Source organism: Pararhizobium sp. LjRoot255, from assembly GCF_964252905.1.
GTDB lineage: Bacteria > Pseudomonadota > Alphaproteobacteria > Rhizobiales > Rhizobiaceae > Pararhizobium.
Genome location: NZ_CAXUPQ020000002.1, coordinates 138,192 through 157,653, shown reverse-complemented (window position 1 = coordinate 157,653; position 19,462 = coordinate 138,192). Strand labels below are relative to the sequence as shown.

General features: G+C 60.0%; 16 protein-coding genes and 2 pseudogenes. 11 read left to right on the top strand and 7 right to left on the bottom strand.

Annotation, left to right across the window (positions count from 1 at the left end):
- The first annotated feature begins 2 nt into the window (after positions 1-2).
- The gene (locus ACSQ2W_RS19725; RefSeq protein ID WP_436087949.1) at positions 3-992 is read left to right on the top strand and encodes a GlxA family transcriptional regulator; all 990 of its coding nucleotides are present in this window, start codon (positions 3-5) and stop codon (positions 990-992) included.
- A gap of 590 nt (positions 993-1,582) precedes the next feature.
- Here ACSQ2W_RS19725 and ACSQ2W_RS19720 read toward each other — a convergent pair.
- The 5 genes from ACSQ2W_RS19720 to ACSQ2W_RS19700 form a co-directional block, all read right to left on the bottom strand.
- A complete protein-coding gene (locus ACSQ2W_RS19720) occupies positions 1,583-2,737 on the bottom strand; it encodes an aldo/keto reductase (protein WP_436087948.1) in 1,155 nt (384 codons plus the stop codon).
- 66 nt (positions 2,738-2,803) lie between these two features.
- Positions 2,804-3,505: a DUF4405 domain-containing protein gene (locus ACSQ2W_RS19715; RefSeq protein WP_436087947.1), complete on the bottom strand. Its 702-nt coding sequence runs from the start codon at positions 3,503-3,505 to the stop codon at positions 2,804-2,806.
- Positions 3,506-3,536: 31 nt separating this feature from the next.
- Positions 3,537-3,962 (bottom strand): cytochrome P460 family protein, encoded by a 426-nt coding sequence (locus ACSQ2W_RS19710; protein WP_436088934.1) that lies wholly within the window; start codon positions 3,960-3,962, stop codon positions 3,537-3,539.
- A gap of 90 nt (positions 3,963-4,052) precedes the next feature.
- Positions 4,053-4,538 (bottom strand): (R)-mandelonitrile lyase, encoded by a 486-nt coding sequence (locus ACSQ2W_RS19705; RefSeq protein WP_436087946.1) that lies wholly within the window; start codon positions 4,536-4,538, stop codon positions 4,053-4,055.
- A gap of 140 nt (positions 4,539-4,678) precedes the next feature.
- The gene (locus ACSQ2W_RS19700) at positions 4,679-5,572 is read right to left on the bottom strand and encodes a LysR family transcriptional regulator (RefSeq protein WP_436087945.1); all 894 of its coding nucleotides are present in this window, start codon (positions 5,570-5,572) and stop codon (positions 4,679-4,681) included.
- A 125-nt stretch (positions 5,573-5,697) separates the two neighbouring features.
- Here ACSQ2W_RS19700 and ACSQ2W_RS19695 point away from each other — a divergent pair, with 125 nt between their 5' ends.
- A complete protein-coding gene (locus ACSQ2W_RS19695) occupies positions 5,698-7,128 on the top strand; it encodes an MFS transporter (protein ID WP_436087944.1) in 1,431 nt (476 codons plus the stop codon).
- Positions 7,129-7,185: 57 nt separating this feature from the next.
- A pseudogene (locus ACSQ2W_RS19690) lies at positions 7,186-7,314 on the top strand (aldo/keto reductase); the annotation flags it as partial.
- Positions 7,315-7,316: 2 nt separating this feature from the next.
- Here the strand turns inward: ACSQ2W_RS19690 and ACSQ2W_RS19685 are convergent.
- Positions 7,317-7,966: pseudogene (locus ACSQ2W_RS19685) on the bottom strand (adenylate/guanylate cyclase domain-containing protein); the annotation flags it as partial.
- Between the two features lie 685 nt (positions 7,967-8,651).
- Between ACSQ2W_RS19685 and ACSQ2W_RS19680 the strand changes: the two are divergent.
- On the top strand, positions 8,652-10,508 hold the full coding sequence (locus ACSQ2W_RS19680; protein ID WP_436087943.1) for a flagellin: 1,857 nt from the start codon (positions 8,652-8,654) through the stop codon (positions 10,506-10,508).
- Between the two features lie 814 nt (positions 10,509-11,322).
- Here the strand turns inward: ACSQ2W_RS19680 and ACSQ2W_RS19675 are convergent.
- Positions 11,323-13,071, bottom strand: a complete 1,749-nt coding sequence (locus ACSQ2W_RS19675; RefSeq protein WP_436087942.1) for a XylR N-terminal domain-containing protein — start codon at positions 13,069-13,071, stop codon at positions 11,323-11,325.
- Between the two features lie 241 nt (positions 13,072-13,312).
- Between ACSQ2W_RS19675 and ACSQ2W_RS19670 the strand changes: the two genes are divergently transcribed.
- Genes ACSQ2W_RS19670 through ACSQ2W_RS19640 form a run of 7 tightly spaced genes read left to right on the top strand, consistent with a single transcriptional unit; the run spans position 13,313 to position 19,458 of the window.
- Positions 13,313-13,828 (top strand): 2,4'-dihydroxyacetophenone dioxygenase family protein, encoded by a 516-nt coding sequence (locus tag ACSQ2W_RS19670; RefSeq protein WP_436087941.1) that lies wholly within the window; start codon positions 13,313-13,315, stop codon positions 13,826-13,828.
- Between the two features lie 42 nt (positions 13,829-13,870).
- The gene (locus ACSQ2W_RS19665; RefSeq protein ID WP_436087940.1) at positions 13,871-14,737 is read left to right on the top strand and encodes an SDR family NAD(P)-dependent oxidoreductase; all 867 of its coding nucleotides are present in this window, start codon (positions 13,871-13,873) and stop codon (positions 14,735-14,737) included.
- Between the two features lie 27 nt (positions 14,738-14,764).
- Positions 14,765-16,057, top strand: a complete 1,293-nt coding sequence (locus ACSQ2W_RS19660; protein ID WP_436087939.1) for an ABC transporter substrate-binding protein — start codon at positions 14,765-14,767, stop codon at positions 16,055-16,057.
- 20 nt (positions 16,058-16,077) lie between these two features.
- Positions 16,078-16,806: an ABC transporter ATP-binding protein gene (locus tag ACSQ2W_RS19655; protein WP_436087938.1), complete on the top strand. Its 729-nt coding sequence runs from the start codon at positions 16,078-16,080 to the stop codon at positions 16,804-16,806.
- On the top strand, positions 16,803-17,549 hold the full coding sequence (locus tag ACSQ2W_RS19650; RefSeq protein WP_436087937.1) for an ABC transporter ATP-binding protein: 747 nt from the start codon (positions 16,803-16,805) through the stop codon (positions 17,547-17,549). The genes ACSQ2W_RS19655 and ACSQ2W_RS19650 overlap by 4 nt, the downstream gene beginning before the upstream one ends.
- Positions 17,536-18,393, top strand: a complete 858-nt coding sequence (locus tag ACSQ2W_RS19645; protein WP_436087936.1) for a branched-chain amino acid ABC transporter permease — start codon at positions 17,536-17,538, stop codon at positions 18,391-18,393. The genes ACSQ2W_RS19650 and ACSQ2W_RS19645 overlap by 14 nt, the downstream gene beginning before the upstream one ends.
- A 6-nt stretch (positions 18,394-18,399) precedes the next feature.
- Positions 18,400-19,458: a branched-chain amino acid ABC transporter permease gene (locus ACSQ2W_RS19640; protein ID WP_436087935.1), complete on the top strand. Its 1,059-nt coding sequence runs from the start codon at positions 18,400-18,402 to the stop codon at positions 19,456-19,458.
- The last annotated feature ends 4 nt before the right edge of the window (positions 19,459-19,462 follow it).

Genomic DNA, 19,462 nt, shown 5'->3' with positions numbered 1-19,462 from the left:
AAATGAAAACCTCAGATTCAAACGCGACCATTGAGCGACTAAGGATAGGCTTCGTTCTCGCGAAGTCTTTTACGCTCTCCGCGTTCGCGCTGTTCGTGGACACGCTGCGACTTGCCAGTGACGAATTCGACAGATCAGGCCGTGTTCTCGCCGATTGGGAAGTTCTCGGCAGCACTCGGCATCTCATAACATCCAGTTGCGGCGTCAAAGTCGCGCCGACCTCGGATTTCGTCGACCCTAGCCAGTTCCATTATATCGTGGTGGTTGGCGGTCTCCTCCAAGATGAATCGTCTGTCGACCAGGAAACGGTCACCTTCCTGAAGAAGGCGGCTACACAGAACGTTCGGCTGATCGGCGTGTGCACCGGCTCATTCATACTTGCCGAAATCGGTCTGATGAAGGGACATCGTACATGCGTAAGCTGGCTTCACTACAATGCGTTTCGCGAGCGTTTCCCCGATCACCAGGTTCGGTCTGACCGAATATTCAATCTCGATAGGACCAGAGGTTCGTGCGCTGGGGGAAGCAGCGCTGCCGACATGGCGGCTTCGATTGTGCGGCGTCACATCAGCAAGGAAGCCGAACGAAATGCTCTGGAGGTTCTCCACATCGAAAAGGCGCGAACTGCCCTTGCTATCCAAACTCGCAAGCCCCTGTCCATCGAGTGTAAAGACCCCAGAATAAGAGCCGTGCTGATCATGATGGATCAGCATATTGAGGGTAGGTTAGCAATCCACGAGCTCGCGGCATCGGTTGGCCTCTCCAGAAGGCAACTTGAGCGTCTCTTCATGGGCGAAACGAAAAGCTCTCCCGCCCTCGTATATCGACGGGTGCGAATGGAGCGAGCAAAGCAACTGCTTGTCAAAACCAAAGCGTCCTTGATTGAAATTGCTCTTGAAGTCGGCTTTGAGAACGCGTCGCACTTCTCTCGCGCCTTTACGCAGACTTTCGGACAGTCTCCGACGAAACTTCGCACCGCCGCATTGAATTGACCCTGTTAGGTCCTGGAGTTCAAAGAAGCGTATGGATCATGTGCAGGAAGTGATCCTCCGCCAGCGTCCCTAGCGGATGCCGCACAGATTCATAGTATCTGCCTCCCGATCCAACGTCTTCCATCCGCGCGACGACCATAGCGCAAATTCGGAATTCTTCTCCTTGAAAGGCCGATTTGGATCGCAAGGCGGAATTAATTTCCACACAAAAGAGGATCCCTAGCCAGTGCCGTTGCGATCGCAGATTGAAAATGTGATGTCTCGAATGGAGGGCGACCACGATACCGAATCTTCGCTGGCTGAAGCTTCTGCCGATTTTCTGACGGGCGTGAGAGGATGCTGAGATGGCAATGCGGCCAAAAATTGCGGTTGCTTGGGCAATCTGGATTATCACCTTATTTCAAAGGCTTAGTAAAAATACCTTTGAATTCCCAATGTTTTTCCGTCGCGAGCGATCGCGGGTGCCACCTTTGTGCCCTGGCTTTGGGCCTCAGTCAGCAGAGGGACGAGCGGCAATTATTTCCGCTGTCGGCGGCCCAAAGCGAAGATCGCGCTTTGGGCCGCTTTAGCTGTGTCAGAGTCTCTGAGGATCAGGACTTCTGGGGCGCCTCCACGTCGGAATAGGCCTGAACGGCGTCGGGCAGCCTTGCACCCTGGATTTCGATTGCCGACACAGAGGCGTTCAGCTCCGCGATTTCGGCAGACGAAAACTGCAGCGCCGGTGCGCTGATGTTTTCAATCATGTGGGCCATCTGCGTCGTCCCGGGGATCGGCACGATCCAGGGCTTCTGGGCCATAAGCCATGCCAGTGCGATTTGCCCGAGTCTGGCCCGCTTGCGCTCAGCCCAAACCCTCAAGAGTTCGACGAGCGCCACATTGTGCGGCAGGTTTTCCGGGGAGAAGCGGGTTTCGATGCCGCGAATGTCGCCTTGGGCAAACCGTGTCCTTGCGTCGATCGCGCCGGTGAGGAAGCCGACGCCGAGCGGGCTCCATGGCACGAAGCCGATGCCGAGTTCCTCGCATACCGGGATCGCGCCTTTCTCCGGGCCACGCCACAACATGGAGTATTCACTCTGAACGGCTGTGACCGGCAACACGGCGTGCGCGCGGCGCAGCGTGTTCAACCCCATTTCGGATAGACCCCAGTGCAGGACCTTGCCCTCTGTCATCAGGTTCTTCACCACGCCGGCGACGTCTTCGATCGGCACCTGCGGGTCGACACGGTGCTGGTAGAGCAGATCGATACGGTCGGTGCGGAGCCGCTTCAGCATGCCCTCGACCACCAGCTTTATATGTTCCGGGCGGCTGTTGAGCCCGGGTTTGCGTTCCCCAGTCTCGAGGTCGATGTTCCAGCCGAACTTTGTGGCGATGACGATCTGGTCGCGGAACGGTTCGACACCCTCGCCAAGAATCCGCTCGACCTCGTGCGGGCCGTAGGCCTCGGCGGCATCGTAGAAGGTCAGGCCGCGGTCGAAGGCGGTGCGAATGATGTTGTGCATCTCCGCCCGCGTCGGAATGGTCTGCTGATAGGTTCGGCTCATGTTCTGGACGCCGATCCCAACGCTCGACACTTCGAGCGAGCCGAGCTTGCGCCGTCCGATTTCCGATGTGCTGATGGCGGCCGTATCCTCTGTCGGTGTCGCGGTCTGGGCCTGCGCAGCACTGACGTTTGCCGCGGCGGCCAGGGTGCCGGCTGCCAGCAGCAGGCCTCGACGGTTAAGCTCGATTGGTTGCTTCGTCTGCATCTTTCATGTCCTTTGTTGGTAAAATGGAATGGGCGCCGGCATCGCCATGTTGGCTGCGCTCGGTCCTCACGGCCGCAACGGTGTCGGCTGAGCGACCGGGCCGCGTCGAAAGGCCTGGAGGGCCGTGCTGCCGTAGTGACCCGCCGCGCTGTAAAGTCCGGCAATTGAGCCGATGCGGAGAAAGAACCCGGCGGTATCCTCGTTGAAATCCCAGAACTGCATCGTGGGGATCAGGAGAAGTCGCGACCCGATGTCGAGTTCGAAGGAACTGTAGACGCCATACGCCGCGATCCCCGCAGCCGCGAGCCTGAGAAGCACGGTCCTGTCGAGGCGGGGCTGACGGACACCAATCACGTTTCGCACGACATTCATGACGATCGACCAATGAAGGCCCAGATGGATCGAAACGATGATCACGGCCCAGTAGGCAGCCAGGATATGGATGTCCCTGGCATCGGGGCCGCCGATGGCGAGAAACCCGAAAAGCGACTGCGAGATCAGAATGCTCGTGGTCAGCAGGGTCACCATCGTCACAAGCAGCGTGAGGTTGAGCCCGACGGTGACGAGCGGCTTTGCCTGCCGCCGCGTCCGGGGAAAGCCGGCATACCAGCGCCGATTGAAGATGTTGTGAAGGAAGAGCAGCGCGAACATGCCCGTTCCGATCAGTTCGTGCGAGCGGTTGTCCATCCACCAGTAAGCCATAGCGGCCACGAACAGACCGACGGCAAGAAAGTCCAAGGCCAGCCGCAGCAGGAACACGGGGTTCATCGGGAAAGCTCCCGTGGATGGCCGGCGATCGTCATTCGATCACCGTGCCGTCGAACGCAGAAAGCGCATCGAACGTGTAGAGAAAGCTTTTGTCGGAACGCGAGGAATGACAGGACTGACAGCGCGCCGTGTTCTCGTCCATGTTGATCGACTGGTCGGCCCAGAACCACTGGAACTGCCAGTCTTCCGTGCGGCGGCCTTCGTCATAGTCATTGCCCCAGCCTTGGCCCTTCTGCATCACGAAGTAGCGGTGGACCGCGCCGTCGCGGTAGTCGACCAGCACGAAGTGGGTACCGTGCGGGATCGGTTGCCCCTGCTTGACGGCGTCGATCGCCTCGCGCGTGGTCCTGATGTGTTCGGTCACGTTGCCGCGGCGCACGGTCGTGTAGTGCACGAGGTCGTCGAGGTTTTCGGGGAACTGGACGCGGTTCGTCTCGGCATGGACCTGGATGCCCATGACGGCGACTGCCGAAAACGCGAGTGCGACACGCAAAAGTCTGGTCCTGCTGAATGTCATTGGTAGCCTGACGTGTTCTGAGATGGGGGATCAATTCGCGTATTGGTCGTCGGTCACGTGCTCCATCCAGTCGACCGCCTTGCCGTCGAGCGCCTCCGAGAAGGCGAGATGGGACATGCCGACGCCGGGTGCCGCGCCGTGCCAGTGCTTGACGCCGGGCGGTATCCAGACGAAGTCGCCCGGCTTGATCTCCTGAATGTCGCCGCTCCAGTGCTGCACCAACCCGATGCCGGTGGTGACGAAGAGGGTCTGGCCGAGTGGATGGCTGTGCCATGCCGTGCGCGCGCCGGGATCGAAGGACACGATGCCGCCGCCGATGCGCCCGGGATCGGTGCCTTTGAAGCGCGATGTGACACGGACGGCCCCGGTGAAGGTCTCCGGTGCACCGGCGGTCGATGGTTGCGAGCCGGCACGCAGCACTGAAATCCGCTCGCCGCTCGCGGCGAATGCCGCCGTCGAGGTCAGTTGCACCGCAGTCGTGATTGCGGCGGCGATGATGGTGCGTTCGCCTTTCATTGGATTCCTTCTCAGCACATTGGGTATAGCCAAGGTAGCTGAGAGTGCGCCGCAGCATTAGCCGGCGTAAACCGTATGAGCCTATTAGCGCAGCTTATAAATCACGATCAGTTGATAAGCCGTGATGGGATATTCTTCGATCAGCCGCGAAACCGAAGGGCATCCACGAAAAGGGCAAACGCGGGCGATGCGTGTCTGCGGTTCGGATAATAAAGGTGGTAGCCGGGGAACGGTTCGCACCAGTCCTCCAGAACGCGCTCAAGACGGCCAGAGGCGAGATAGCCGATGGCCTGGTCCTCCGGCAGATAGGCGAGGCCAAGGCCGGAGAGCACGGCGTCGATCCGCATGGCGAGGTTGTTGAAGACGAGCTGTCCATCGACCCTCACACGGATTTCCCGGCCGTCGCGCTCGAACTCCCAGGGGTAGATGCCGCCGCGGGTGGGAAGCCGCATGTTGATGCAATTGTGCCCGGTCAAGTCCTGCGGGGTTTCCGGACGACGGTGGTGCTCGAAATAGGCCGGAGAGCCGACCACCGCCATCCGCATGTCGCCGCTCACCTTCACCGCGATCATGTCCTTGGCGACCTGTTCTCCGAGCCGGATGCCTGCGTCGTAACGCTCCGCGACGATATCCGTCAGTCCGTAGTCGACGATGACTTCGACGTTGATGTCGGGGTAGTCGACGGCCAGCTTCCGGATCGCCGGCGCAACAACGCAGATGGCGGGATGCTCGCCGGCCGTGATCCGGATCGTGCCCGACGGCCTGTCCTTCAATTCGCTGAGCGCGCCGAGTTCCGCCTCGATTTCCTCGAACCGTGGCCCCACCGTGTTGAGCAGGCGCTCTCCGGCCTCGGTCGGCGAGACGCTGCGCGTGGTGCGCGTCAGGAGCCGGATGCCGAGGCGCGCCTCGAGCCCGCGAACGGTCTGGCTGAGCGCCGATTGCGAGACGCCCAGCTTCGCCGCGGCCTTCGTGAAGCTCTGCTCCCGCGCGACCGCGAGGAAGGCGACGAGGTCGTTGAAGTTCTCCTGGGGCATTCATTAGTCCATCTAATAGGTTTATGCGGATTATAGCCGCTAATCGAAAACGAGCTCAACCGCTAGATTCCGGATATCGAAACAGCGGCACCCCGCCGCTCCTGTCCTTCCTCCCGGAAACCAACATGCAGCAGGTCACCCATCAACCGCGCGGAACCAACCAGTCCGCGATCCTCGCCATCATCCTGGTGAGCTATGTAATGATCGTTTTGGACATCTCGATCGTCCTCACCGGGCTACCGAAAATCCATGCCGAGCTCGGCTTCACCGATGCGGGCCTGTCGTGGGTATCGACGGCCTATACGCTCGCATTCGGCGGCTTCCTGCTTCTCGGCGCGCGGGCCGGGGACATATTGGGAAGGCGGCGCATGCTGCTCGTCGGTCTCGCTGTATTCGCCCTGGCATCGCTCGTCATCGGCCTTGCCGAGACCCCGGCGGTCATGATCGCTGCGCGCGGTGTACAGGGCCTCGGATCGGCATTCCTCGCCCCGTCGACACTCGCCCTCCTGCAGACCAACTTCGAACCGGGCCCCGAACGAACACGGGCGGTCTCCTACTATGCGGCCGCTGCGGGTGTCTCTGCCGCCGTCGGTCTCGTCGTTGGCGGGCTGTTAGCAGACTGGCTATCCTGGCGCGTGGGCTTCTTCATCAACCTGCCCATCGGCATTGCCATGATGCTTGCCGCCGGGCGCTATGTCGCCGAAACTGAAAAGTCCCCGGCACGCTTCGACATCCTCGGAGCGATTGCCTCCACGATCGCCATGGTTTCGCTCGTTTATGGCGTGATCCGGTCCGCGTCGTCGGGCTGGGATGACCCTGTGACAATCTCCGCTGTTGCTGTCGGCGTCGTAATGATGGCCGTGTTTGTCATCGTCGAATCCCGGGCCGCTGAGCCCATCATGCCGCTGGCTCTTTTTGCCGACGGTGAACGCGTGGCCGCCTATGCGGGACGGGCATTGTTCCTGGGCGCGAATGTAGGCTTCTATTTCTTCGTTGCGCAATATCTGCAGAGCGTCGCCGGTCTCAGCCCAGCCGCTGCCGGGATCACCTTCCTGCCCACCACTGTCGTCAACTTTGCAGCCGCCATGTGCGCCCCGGCACTGATCGGCCGCTTTGGTTCCGGTCCGGTCCTCACGGGGAGCGTCATGGCCGGGCTCGTGGGCATGGGGTGGCTGAGCGCGGCGATCGAAGGCTCCTCCATTTGGACCCTCGTGTTGCCGATGATGCTGGTCGGTGCAGGCCAGGGTGGTGCTCTCGGTCCTCTCACGGCTTCGGGCATAGTCCGGGTTCCCCTCGACAGGGCCGGGGCCGCCTCGGGCGTGGTCAACGTGTCCCACCAGCTCGGCAGTTCGCTCGGCCTCGGCATTCTGGTCGCAGCTTCCGTTTTCGGCAGCGATGGTCTTTCCGGAACGGCGCTCCTTGCGCATCGGGCAGCGATCGCGATGGAGGCGGCCACGGTTCTGATCGGACTGACGCTTGTCCTGGTGCTCGCATTCATCGTCCGGCCTCGTGCCGAGACGGTTTCCGATCTCGCCAACCTGGAACGGGAAGCGTGATGGACCGACGTCAACGCAGCAGGTGGAAATGACGACCAATCAAAAGGAGTGAAGAGTATGAAAACCCGCAAGCTAGGAAATCTTGACGTCTCGGCCCTCGGGCTGGGATGCATGAGCATGAGTTCGGTCTACGGCCCTGCGGCCGACAAGGCGGAAATGATCAGGCTCATACGCGGCGCGCACGAGGTGACGTCAAGGTCCGAAAGCCTGGCGAGATCGGTGATCAGGTTGTCGGTGATTCTATCGGTGAAATAATCCTGGCCGGGGTCGCCACTCAAGTTGATGAAAGGAAGCACCGCGATGGATGGAGGTTGCGGCGCAAGCGGCCGTTGCCATACGATGACAATGATAGCGGCCGCGATCAGCAGCACTGCAAAACGTTGCCAGGATCATGGCCCGCCCGTCCGGCCCGAGGGGCCGCGACGACCTTGCCCGCCTCCGAGGGGTCGAGCAGAACGCGATAGACGCGAACGGGATCGGCTATGTTCTTCAGATGCTGCTCGCCGAGAGCCGAGAAACCGACGTCGGCCTTGTGCGCGGCGTGATCGAACGCGGTGCCGGATATGCAAATTCCGCCGGGCTGGGCAATAGCCTGCAGGCGTGCGGCGATGTTGGCGCCGTCGCCGTAGATGTCGTCGCCTTCGACAATGATGTCGCCTAGGATTGACGCCGATGCGCAACTGAATTCGCTGTGTCTCCGATACGGACTGGTCGCGGGATCGACCAACTCCCGACGGCAGGCCTTCAACCGCTCCAGCGTGCCGCCCTCATCCGCTCCCATGAGGCGGCTGCAGCCGACCACATCGGCAGAAAGTATCGCGGTGAGCCGCCTCTCCATATCTCTGCCCGCCCTTTCGGTGTCGTAAGGGGACCGCCGCTTATTCTACCACGTAGAGGGCGCGCAGCCAGCGCAGCTTCTCGCATGTCGCGTTAAACCTGCTTGTTTTAGGCCGGGGGAAGCCGACAAGTGGTCCCAGCCAGTTGCGATCGCAGATTGAAAAAGACGAAACTGCTGTCGAGCAATTGCGGGCGACCAGATCGGTAGTCAACCTGAAGAGAATCGTGGGATGCCGAGAACTTATGCAGGCAAAAATTGCACGTGCTTGGGAGACATGGATTCTCACATGATTATCAAAATCGCTTTAAACTGCCTCTGTTTTTCCGTCGCGAGCGACAGTGGATGCCATCTGCGCCCTGGCTTCGGGCCTCAGTCAACAGGAGGCCTTACCGGCAATTATTTCCGTTTTCAGCCCCCGAAGGTGCCTGGCCCCACCTGCCCTGGCAGGGATGGGGTTCCGGCCGGAACTCTGGAGGTTGGTGATGGGAGCCTTTTTTCGCACAGCCACGCCGACCAAGGTGACGCGAGACTGATCGGCGGCTAACACAACTACCGACGGTATTAGCACGTTGAGATGTTTGATAAATCTGTTCACCTTTAAACATTCATTAACCAAAAATCTGGTTGTATGGATGCAATCCTCACGCCCATGATAGGCAGCAAATCAATTTTAAGAAGATCTAATATGACCAGTATTCTTAACAATGCGGGTGCAATTTCTGCGCTCCAGACTCTACGATCTATCGGCTCCAGCATCGCTACCACCCAGGGCCAGGTGAGCTCCGGCTCGAGAATACAGACAGCCAGCGACAATGCCGCGTACTGGTCGATTTCGACAACGATGCGGTCTGACAGTATGGCGATTTCGGCCGTCGCGGACGCGCTCAGCTTTGCCGCGGCAAAAGCCGATACCGCCTATGCAGCTCTGGATGCCGTCATCGATGTACTCGGTGAATTCAAGTCCAGATTGGTGATGGCAAGGGAGGGCGGGGTAGACAAAGGAAAAATCCAGAAGGAGCTGGAACAGCTCAAGCGGGAGGTTCAAAGCATGGCCCACTCGGCCAGCTTCAGCGGCGAGAACTGGCTGAACACCGACATAGCCAACATATACGATTTCGATCTCAACAAGGCCTCCAGCGCATCCGCATTCGTGCGCGCGGCATCGGGAGGTGTCGCTGTCCGCGCCATGGATTTTCACCTCTCGGCTGTTTCGCTCTTCAATAGCACGGGCGGAGGACTGCTGCAGGCGGACGCGCGAGACCTTGAGACACTTGGCGGCATGCGACGGTTCAGCTCTGACGAGCCTCTTATATCGGACTCAACTGTGTATGACGGCAGCCATGGTTCAGGTTGGATGCTTCCCGAAGGCAGCGCAGGCGGTCCGGGCATCTTCTACTTGGACGATTTCCCTGTAGGGTCGCCGCTGGACTTCACTGTGCCCGGCGCGCAGATCAGCTTCGATATCATTCTGGATAAGGAAGCGTCGAATCCCAACAACTACAGCGGTACTGCTGCAGAATTGGAAGAACTGCCGGGGCCATACTACTTGGGATATCCCAAGCCGATCACTATCACCAAGGCGGATGTGGACGCTTTCGATCCAAGCCTTGGCGGAGTTATAACGACGAACACGGAGTTTGCGGCGGTTCTTAATTCCGTGCTGAATGTAGAGGGCGCGTACGTCTCTGCCAACTATGGTCATTATGTTCCGCCCGGTTCCGGCAGCTGGATCCACAATCCCAAAATGATGAGCATCCAGACGCTCCAGGCCCACGGCGACGGGTCGTACGTCGAGATAGCCAATCTCAGCAGCGTCGGCGTAAGCGCCGGCGGCCTTAAAGAATCTTTCGACTTCGGGTCCAGAGGTTCGGGTATGGAGCTGTATTTCGAGGATTTCATTGTCCATGAGGACGGCGAGAATCTCGATGGCGTGGAGATAAACTTTACCTTTTCGGTCAATGGCGGCCCGGCAACCAGCCATTCCTTCAATCGCACCTATGTGAACGAGCTACTGGGAAAAGATAGCGGTAAGGTCGAAACGGCCGAGGAAATGGCGATCCTACTTCACTCGTTGATCGACGCCGACTGGCCTGACCTCATCATTGAGGCGACATCTCCTAGCACAATCATGATGAAGTCGGACCCGGCAACGGATCGCAAATGGGGAAGTGGAACGCGTATCGAGTTCGACAGCATTCGTGTCAATATCGAGCCGATCCCGACGATAAATTTCTTGGCAATCGATATCGCGACAAACCCGGATAAGCTCTCGACCTACATCGACTACATCGAGATCGCCACCGAGAGGATAATCGAGGGAGCCGCGACCCTCGGTGCGTTCCAGAATCGCATAGATATGCAGTCCGCCTTTACCAGCAAACTCATGTTCAGCCTCGACAAAAGCATCGGACGCCTAGTCGATGCAGATATGAACGAGGCATCCACCCGGCTAAAGGCGCTACAGACGCAGGAGCAACTTGGTATTCAATCGCTGCAAATCGCGAACTCAAACTCCGAAAACGTCGTGTTGCTGTTCCGCTAATTGCATAGGAGCTGGGAGGCCGCATGTGGCGGGAAGCGGAAGCGGAAGCGGTTGCTACTGTTCAAAACAGGGTCCCTAGCCAACATTTTGTGCGATCGTAGATTGCAACAGCGAGAAGCGCGACGCGGTTAGTATTGGGGTGAAAATGTGAGTAAATAGCTGTAAAAATTACAGAATTTTTGAGTCCGTCCGGAAAAGAGCGTTACAGTCCTAAATTGCGCCTGCCTGGGGAACATTGATTATCACATGATTTCAAAGACTTAGAAAAAATGCCTTTGAATTCCCGATGTTTTTCCGTCGCGAGCGACCGTCGATGCCACCTTTGTGCCCTGGCTTTGGGCCTCAGTCAACCGGTGTGCAAAACGGTAATAATTTCCGCTCTTGGGGCTGGCCTAAAGCGGACCTCGCACGTCAGGGTGTTAAGGTCCGAATCGGGTGGGATGCGGCCACTGGCAGTGACTTTGAGGATGCGCCGGGGCAGGTGCGTAGCTTCGGCTGTTCTGTTCGGAATTCCTACCGCCGCCTCTGAGACCTCATACGAACTCATCGCCGCGCTTGGCCTTGATCGGCTGCCGGACCATCTGGCGCTGTCAGCGCCCGACTTCCCTGCCGTGACCGAGGCCCTCGACGGGATGAGCCAAGATGCGACGAGAACCTATGGCGAAATTGGCTTATTCCAAGACCCTAAAGGCCGGGAGCAGGGCAAATGAATGAAGCGCACACCTATTTTAGCGGCGAATGATATTCGTTCTTCGCTTTGGCGACTTACGCTGTACGTGCGCGCCGGGTCCGGTGCCGTCGATCAGAGATGCGATCAACGTCTCCCTGCGTTGCTGATCTGGCTAAGCCGATAGGCGAACTGCGCGCGGCTTAGGCCGAGCATGCGGGCGGCCAGTGCAACGTTGCCTTGCGCGCGCCTGATGGTCATCTGATAGATCTGCCGGTTGAAATCGTCGATGGCGAAGCTGCCTTGCTCCAACTCCCGCTCCAAAGCAGCCGTAAGGGCATCGTGTTGCACCCGAGCCTGTGACGGCAGAATTCCCATTCGTTGGACCACGGTTTCCAGCGTCGATGCCGTCACGAGATTTTTGTTCGCGGACAAGATTGCGCCACGCATCAATGCCTCGAGCTCGAGCAAGTTACCAGGCAACGGAAGCGTGGCGATCCATGCTGTGGCGTCTTCTGCCAGCGAGGGTGCGGATTTGCCATATACCGTCGCCAAACGCCCGAGAATAGCGCCAGCCAGACGGGCGATGTCGCGGGGCCGACTTGAAAGCGCGGGCATGGCGACGGGCAGAGCCATGAACTGATAGAACAGATCCTTGCGGAGATGCGGCAGGCCTGCCAATTCATGAGGCGAGAGCATCGAGGTTACGATAAGTCTCGGGCGCAGCGTGTCGTCCGATCCTGCTGTTCCATCTGAGAGCATTCTGGTGATTTGACGCTGGGCCGTGTCGCCCAGCCTTTCGATGTCTTCCAGCACAATGGTTGTTGCGGTTTCCTCGCTTCGCGCCGGCTTGCGGCCGCGGCGCTGTTGGCCACCGATCACGTCGTACAGGTTGCCGTCGGTGATCGCGGAACAGGAGAAGCGCTCGAACGACGCGGTGGGGCCATGAGCCGCGTCGTGGATATGGCGTGCGGCCACGCATTTTCCGCTGCCGCAAGGGCCGGTTATCAGAACGGGGATGTCGACGAACTGGGCGATCTGATCCAGACGCTGCCGCACCGGCTCGAGCAGGATGGTGGCAACCGGATCCTCGACATGGAGGCCTGCGTCTCCGACCACTTCCCGCTGCTGCGCCATCGTCCGCATCGACTGCGGCTGGAGCACGGACGGCTTGCCTTCGGCCAGTATGTGGCGGCGGTAGAGCCGGACCGCCTCATCGTCCTTGTCCCAGGCTTCCGCCGGACGACCGACCACCCGGCAGCGCTTATCGCCACGTGCGATGCATTGGACCTCCTTGTAGACGATCAGCTTGCCGAAAAAGTAGGAAGCATAACCCGCGGCATAGCCCACCTGCGTCCAGCACATGGATTCATGGGCGATATCGTGCCTGTCCAGATATTCCGTGGCTTCGACGCTGTCGTTCCAGAAGAATTCCGCGGAGAACTTGCCCTTCTTGAAGTCGAAGTCGTTGTGGACGGTCTCCACACGAACCTCGCCCTTGAGCACGTGGAGCCTGGTTCCGGCCGTAAACGCGTCCCCCAGATCGAGTGCCGGCCAAGCCTGTCGAATGAACTCGGCATCTTCCTGGCCTGCGAGATAGCCGAGGCGAGTGAGGATGATGAAGGCATCGTCCCGACCATACTGCCGGATCAGTTCGTCCCGCAACGCGCCGCGCGTGGTTGCCCTTTGCATGATGAGGCGTCGCTCGTTGAGTTTGATCGTGCCATCGACCGGATTGTAGATGAGCTTGCTCAGAAATTCCCGGATCGTTGGGTTGCCGCCTCGATCAAGCAGTGACTCCTGATTTACAGCCAGTCTCATGAGACGCACCCTCCCGAAGTGGCTCGCGTCAAAGTTCCGCAGGCTCCTCCCGCCCCGACGCGCATATGGCTTCATCATGGTTCACTTTATGATTTGAGCAAGGAGTTTATCATTTCATAACTTGTGCGGCGCGGCATTGTTCTCTGGCGATGCGATATCCTTTTCGCTGCGTGTTGATTTTTTGCCATTATTACAATGGCTTTCATCGAAAATGCGCGGTGATCCAATTCATCGAAAGAAAAAATTTGACGGGATTTTTCGTCGCTTCTTAAGCTTCGACGCAGTGACCGGATGGAAAATTTTGGAGGAGATTTCCATGAACGAACGCCCCAAGATCATCAAGCTGCCCGAAGAGCCCTATGAGGAGGCCATCCGCCGTTTTGCCCGTGAGGGTGCCCATATTCCGGGCGACGATGCCTCGACGCCGTGGGTACCGTTCGGCGATTCCGCGGCGATCAAGCATCTCTGTTTCGACGTGCGCACCAATTCCGTCGCCAATATCCTCTGGGTCAAGGGCGGCGGCAGGATCGGCACCCACAAGCATCGCGGTGTAGTCTCGGCAGTGACGCTCGAGGGATCGTGGGGCTATTACGAATATGACTGGACGGCGCGTCCGGGCGATTTCGTCTACGAACTGCCGGGCTCGGCGCACACGCTCTATTCCGACGACCCAAACGGCATGAAGGCGCTGTTCTGGATCAACGGCCCCATCGAGTTCTACGACGACGACGCCAAGTTTGCTTTCACGGCGGACGTGTTCTGGTTCATCGAACACTACACCAATTACTGCCGGGAAAAAGACCTCAAGATCAACGAGCAGATGTTTATCTGATCCGTCGTGGAACCCCTCAGAATAGCAGCATCGGGAGGAAGCATGTCGCTTCAGGAAATGTTCGATGTATCGGGCAAGTCGGCGATCGTGACGGGTGGTGCCTCGGGTCTTGGCCGCGCCTATGCGGAAGTGCTGGCCGATGGAGGCGCACGCGTTTGCATTTTCGATATGAGCCAGGACGAACTCGACCGCACGGTCGAGGAACTCTCGCGGGGCAATGCCGATGTCTGGGGCCTGCGGGTGGACGTCACCGACCGCCCGGCCCTGTCGGCTGCTTTCGATCGCGTGGCTGAACGACATGGCAGGATCGACGTGGTGTTCGCCAATGCCGGTATCGATGCCGGCCCTGGCTTCCTCACCCCGGAAGGCAACCGCAATCCCGACGGCGAGATCGACAATCTCAACGACAGCCACTGGGACAAGGTAATCGCCACCAATCTCACGAGTGTCTACAACACGATCAAGCTCGCAGCCCGCCATATGAAGCGCACCGGCGGCGGCAGGATCATCGCGACATCCTCCATCGCCGCCCTTTACAATGACGGCATCGTCGGCACGCCCTACATGCCGGCCAAGGCGGGCGTCGCCCATCTCGTCCGCCAGGCGGCGATGGAACTCGGCCGCCACAATATCCTCGTCAATGCTATCGCGCCCGGTCCCTTCATCACCAACATTGCCGGCGGCCGCATGCGGTTCGAGGAGGACCGCAAGGCGTTCAGTATGTGGTCGGCCCTCGGCAGGGTGGCCGAAGCCTCAGAGATCAAGGGACTGGCGCTGTACCTGGCATCTCCCGCGTCATCCTACGTCACAGGTTCGCATATCGTCATCGACGGAGGCCTGGTGCTCAGGCCCGCTGAAGACGCCATTCAATTTACGCGGCGGGCTGCGGGAGGCAGCCCGCCGGCGTAATCGACCAACCAAGAGGAGGAGAACACAATGAGCAGCATCGAATTCCTGAAAGGCGGTATCAGCCGCCGCACGGCCCTCAAGTTGATGGGTGCCGCCGCCGCCACGCTCGCCATGCCCAATGTCCTGCGGGCGAACACGACCGACACGATCAAGATCGGTTTCGTCTCGCCGATGACCGGACCGCTGGCGCCCTTCGGCGAGGCCGACAGCTACACGCTCGACAAGATGCGTGCTTTGCTCGCTGGCGGCATTGAGAACAAGGGGAAGAAATATAATATCGAGATCATTCCCCACGACGCGCAGTCCAACCCCAACAAGGCGGCCGAAATCGCCGGAAACCTGATCCTCAACGACGAGGTGCACCTGATCATTCCGGCCTCGACCACGGACATCAACAATCCGGTGGCGGACCAGGCCGAACTCTATGGCTGCCCCTCTATATCGACGGCGGCACCCTGGCAGGCTTTCGTGATGCCGCGCGGCGGCGCCGAAAAGCCGTTCGAGTGGAACTACCATTTCTTCTGGGGCCTCGAGGATGCGCTGGCCACCTTCGTCGGCCTCTGGAAGTCGGTCGAGACCAACAAGAAGGTCGGAATGCTGTTTCCGCGCAATGCCGACGGCGAAACCTGGGGCAATAACGACTACGGCTTGCCGCCGACCGTACAGAAGGAGGGTTTCACGACGGTGATCCCGTCGATGTTCCAGCCGCGCACCAACGATTTCTCGGCCCAGATCGCCGAATACAAGGCGCAGGAATGCGATATCATCGGCGGCATCACCTATCCGTCCGACCTAAAGACTTTCATCACCCAATGCAGCCAGCAGAACTACAAGCCCAAAGTGGTGACGGTTGCCGCTGCACTGCTCTTCCCCTCGGGCGTAGCCGCCATGGGGCCGCTCGGCGAAGGCATGTCGACGGAAGTCTGGTGGACACCGGCCTTCACATTCAAGTCCTCGCTCACAGGCCAGACCAGTGCCGACATCGCCGGCGAATGGGAAAGCTCGCAGAACAAGCAGTGGGTTCAGCCGCTCGGCTATGCCCATGCGCTCTGGGAAGTGGTGATCGATACACTCAAGCGCGCCGAAGATCCGCGTGACCGGGCAGCGATCCGCGATGCGGCAAAGGCCACCAACCTGAATACGCTTGTCGGACCGATCAAGTTCGGCGATGGTCCGCACCCGAACATCTGCAAGACGCCGATCTTCGGGGGCCAATGGGTGAAGGGCACGAAATATCCCTATGACCTCAAGATCGTCGACAACGCTGTCTCCAAGCTGATCGCACCGGAGCAGAAACTGTCACAGCTCAACTGGTCCTGATCGAAATGGCCGACACCGCCATGCATGACCAAGTGCTCCTCAAAGCAGAGGGCCTGTCCAAATCCTTTGGCGCTATTCGTGTTATCAACGATGTCGGCTTCGAGGTGCGCACCAACGAGGTTCTGGGTATCCTGGGGCCGAATGGTGCGGGCAAGACGACGCTCTTCAACCTGATCAGCGGCGACCTAAAACTGGACGCCGGCGAACTCCTGTTCGCCGGCGCCATCCTGCAGCATGAGCCGCCCTACAAGCGGTGCAAGCGCGGCATCGGCCGGACCTACCAGATTCCCAAGCCCTATGGTGGCATGACCACATTCGAGAATCTCATGGTGGCGGCGATGTTCGGCGCCGCGCGCTCGGAACGAAGTGCGAATGACCATTGCGCCCAGATCCTCGACGATTGCGGGCTGGCCGACAAGGCCAACAAGGTCGCGGGTTCGCTGACGCTGCTCGATCGCAAGCGTCTGGAAATGGCACGTGCGATGGCGAGCGATCCGAAGCTGCTGCTGCTCGACGAGATTGCCGGTGGCCTGACCGAGCATGAATCGCATGTCCTGGTCGATCTTGTGAAGACAGTCCGCCGGCGCAACGTGACGGTGGTCTGGATCGAGCATGTGCTGAACGCGATCATGGCCGCGGCGGACCGGATGATGGTGTTGAATTTCGGGGAGAAGATCGCCGAGGGCACGCCGCAGGAGGTCATCGCCGATCCCAATGTACGCCGCGTCTATATGGGAATTGAAGCATGACAACCGAAAAACCGATCCTGTCGACACAGGGACTCTGCGCCGGATACGGCGATTTCCAGGCGCTCTTTTCGGTCGATTTCGAGATCATGCCCGGTGAGGTGGTCGCCCTGATCGGCGCCAATGGTGCCGGCAAATCGACACTGCTGAAGGCGATCATGGGGCTTTTGCCGACCGACCGTAAGATGATCCGCTGCGCCGGCGTACCGGTTGGCGGCAGCGCGCCTTATCAGATGGTCCAGAACGGCTTTGCCATGGTGCCGGAGGGCCGCAAGCTCTTTGCCGGCATGACGGTCGAGGACAATCTCCTTGTCGCAGTCGATCACAGCCGCAAGTCTGCCGCCGGAAATGGCGCTGCGACCTGGACCATGCAGCGCGTCTTCGATCTCTTTCCGGCACTCGCCTCCATGCGCAAGCGGCTAGTCGAGAAGATGTCCGGCGGCCAGCAGCAGATGGTAGCTATCGGCCGCGCGCTGCTCAGCCAGCCGAAAGTGCTGCTCTGTGACGAGATATCGCTCGGGCTGGCCCCCAAGGTGATCGGTGAGATCTACGATTCCATGCCGGCCATCACCAAGGCAGGGACCGCGGTGATCCTGGTCGAACAGGACGTGTCGCGCGCGCTGGCGGCATCGAACCGGCTCTACTGCATTCTGGAAGGCCGGATCACGCTTTCGGGAAACTCCGCCGATGTCGCGCGTGAAGACATAGCCCGGGCCTATTTCGGAGCTGACCATGCAGTGGCTTGACGCAATCATCCAGGGGGTTCTGCTGGGGGGCATGTATGCCCAATACGCGCTCGGCATGGCGCTCATGTTCGGCGTCATGCGCATCGTCAATATCGCGCATGGCGACCTCGTCATCCTGCTTGCATTGATCGGCATCTCCCTCGCAGCCGTCCTCGGTTTCGGGCCGTTCACGCTGATGATCCTGCTGATCCCGATGGCTGCGGCCATGGGCTGGCTGCTGCAGCGCCTCGTTCTCAATCGCGTGCTCGGCGACGATCCGCTGCCGTCGCTGATCGCGACATTCGGTCTGTCGATCGCGCTCCAGAACCTGATGCTGCAGATCTGGTCGGCCGACACGCGTTCGCTTCCGGGACGAGGCATCGAGGCGGCGTCGGTGAACATAGCCGGACTCTATCTCGGTGTCCTGCCGCTGATCGTGTTACTGGTCGCCACGCTTCTCACCGGAGGCATCGATCTCACGTTGCGCTATACGCGGTTTGGCCGGGCACTGCGCGCGTCCGCCGCCGATCCCGAGGCTGCGGCGATCACCGGTGTCAATCCCCGCAAGGTCTATGCCATGGCCACTGCCCTCGCCGTGGGGATCCTCGGATTTGCCGCCGTCTTCCAGTCGCTGCGCTCTACCGTTTCGCCTGCCGACGGTCCGGCCCAACTGCTCTACGCCTTCGAGGCCGTCATCATCGGCGGTATGGGTTCGATCTGGGGCGCCTTCCTGGGATCGATGGTGCTCGGCATTTCCCAGGCAGTGGGCTTCCGCCTCGATCCCGGCTGGGGAATTCTGGCAGGCCACCTGGTCTTCCTGCTCGTGCTCGCGACCCGGCCGCAGGGCCTGATTTCGAAAAGGTAACCCGTCATGAACCACACGATATTGCAGAGCGCGACCGGTGAACCGACGGAGGGCGTTTTGGCTTCGGCACGCGTTGAGCGGCATACGACATCGAGCAGGGCAGCCCAGGCAATCGCCGTCCTCGCCCTCGTCGCCATGCTCGCCATGCCATGGTGGGCGGGATCGGGCAGCATCCGCTGGGCGATCGAGCTTTCCTGCCTGATCGCGATTGCGCAGATGTGGAACCTGCTCGCGGGCTATGCCGGCCTGGTGTCGGTCGGCCAGCAGGCATTCATCGGCGCCTCGGCCTATTTCATGTTCGTCCTGGCCTCGAATTTCGGCGTCAACCCATTCCTCGCTGTGGGGCTCTGCCTGATCCTGCCGGCCCTGCTCGCCGTGCCGACCTATGGCCTGCTGCACCGGCTGGACGGCCCGTATTTTTCGATCGGCACCTGGGTGGTGGCCGAGGCCCTGCGGCTGCTGACCAGCAATCTCGACTACGTCAATGCCGGGTCGGGGCTCACGCTTCGTGTGCTTGCCCAGTACAGCCTGCATCAGCGCGAGGTGGCGATCGTGACACTGTGCGTGATCATGCTGCTGGTGACCGTTGGTGGCAGCTACTGGCTGCTTCGCTCACGCCACGGGCTGGCACTGACCGCCATGCGCGACAACCCGGTGGCGGCCGAGAGCCAAGGCGTCAACGTCAAGCGCCTGCGTTTTCTGATCTTTGTCGCATCGGCCGTCGGCACGGGCCTTGCAGGTGCGATCTATTACATGGCGCAGCTCAGGATCACGCCGTCATCCGGCTATGATCCGAATTGGGCATCGATCTGCATCTTCATCGTCATGGTCGGCGGCATCGGCTCGATCGAGGGCCCGATCATCGGTGCCCTGATCTACTTCTTTGCCGATCGCTACTTCAGCCAGTACGGCGCGGTCTACATGGTCGTCCTCGGCATGCTCACGCTGTTCGTGGCGCTCTACGCGCGCAGCGGTATCTGGGGATTCTACTGCCGCATCTTCGATGCACCTTGGTTCCCGGTCGGGCGCAAACTGATCCCCCAATTCGACGACAAGAGGAAGTGACGTC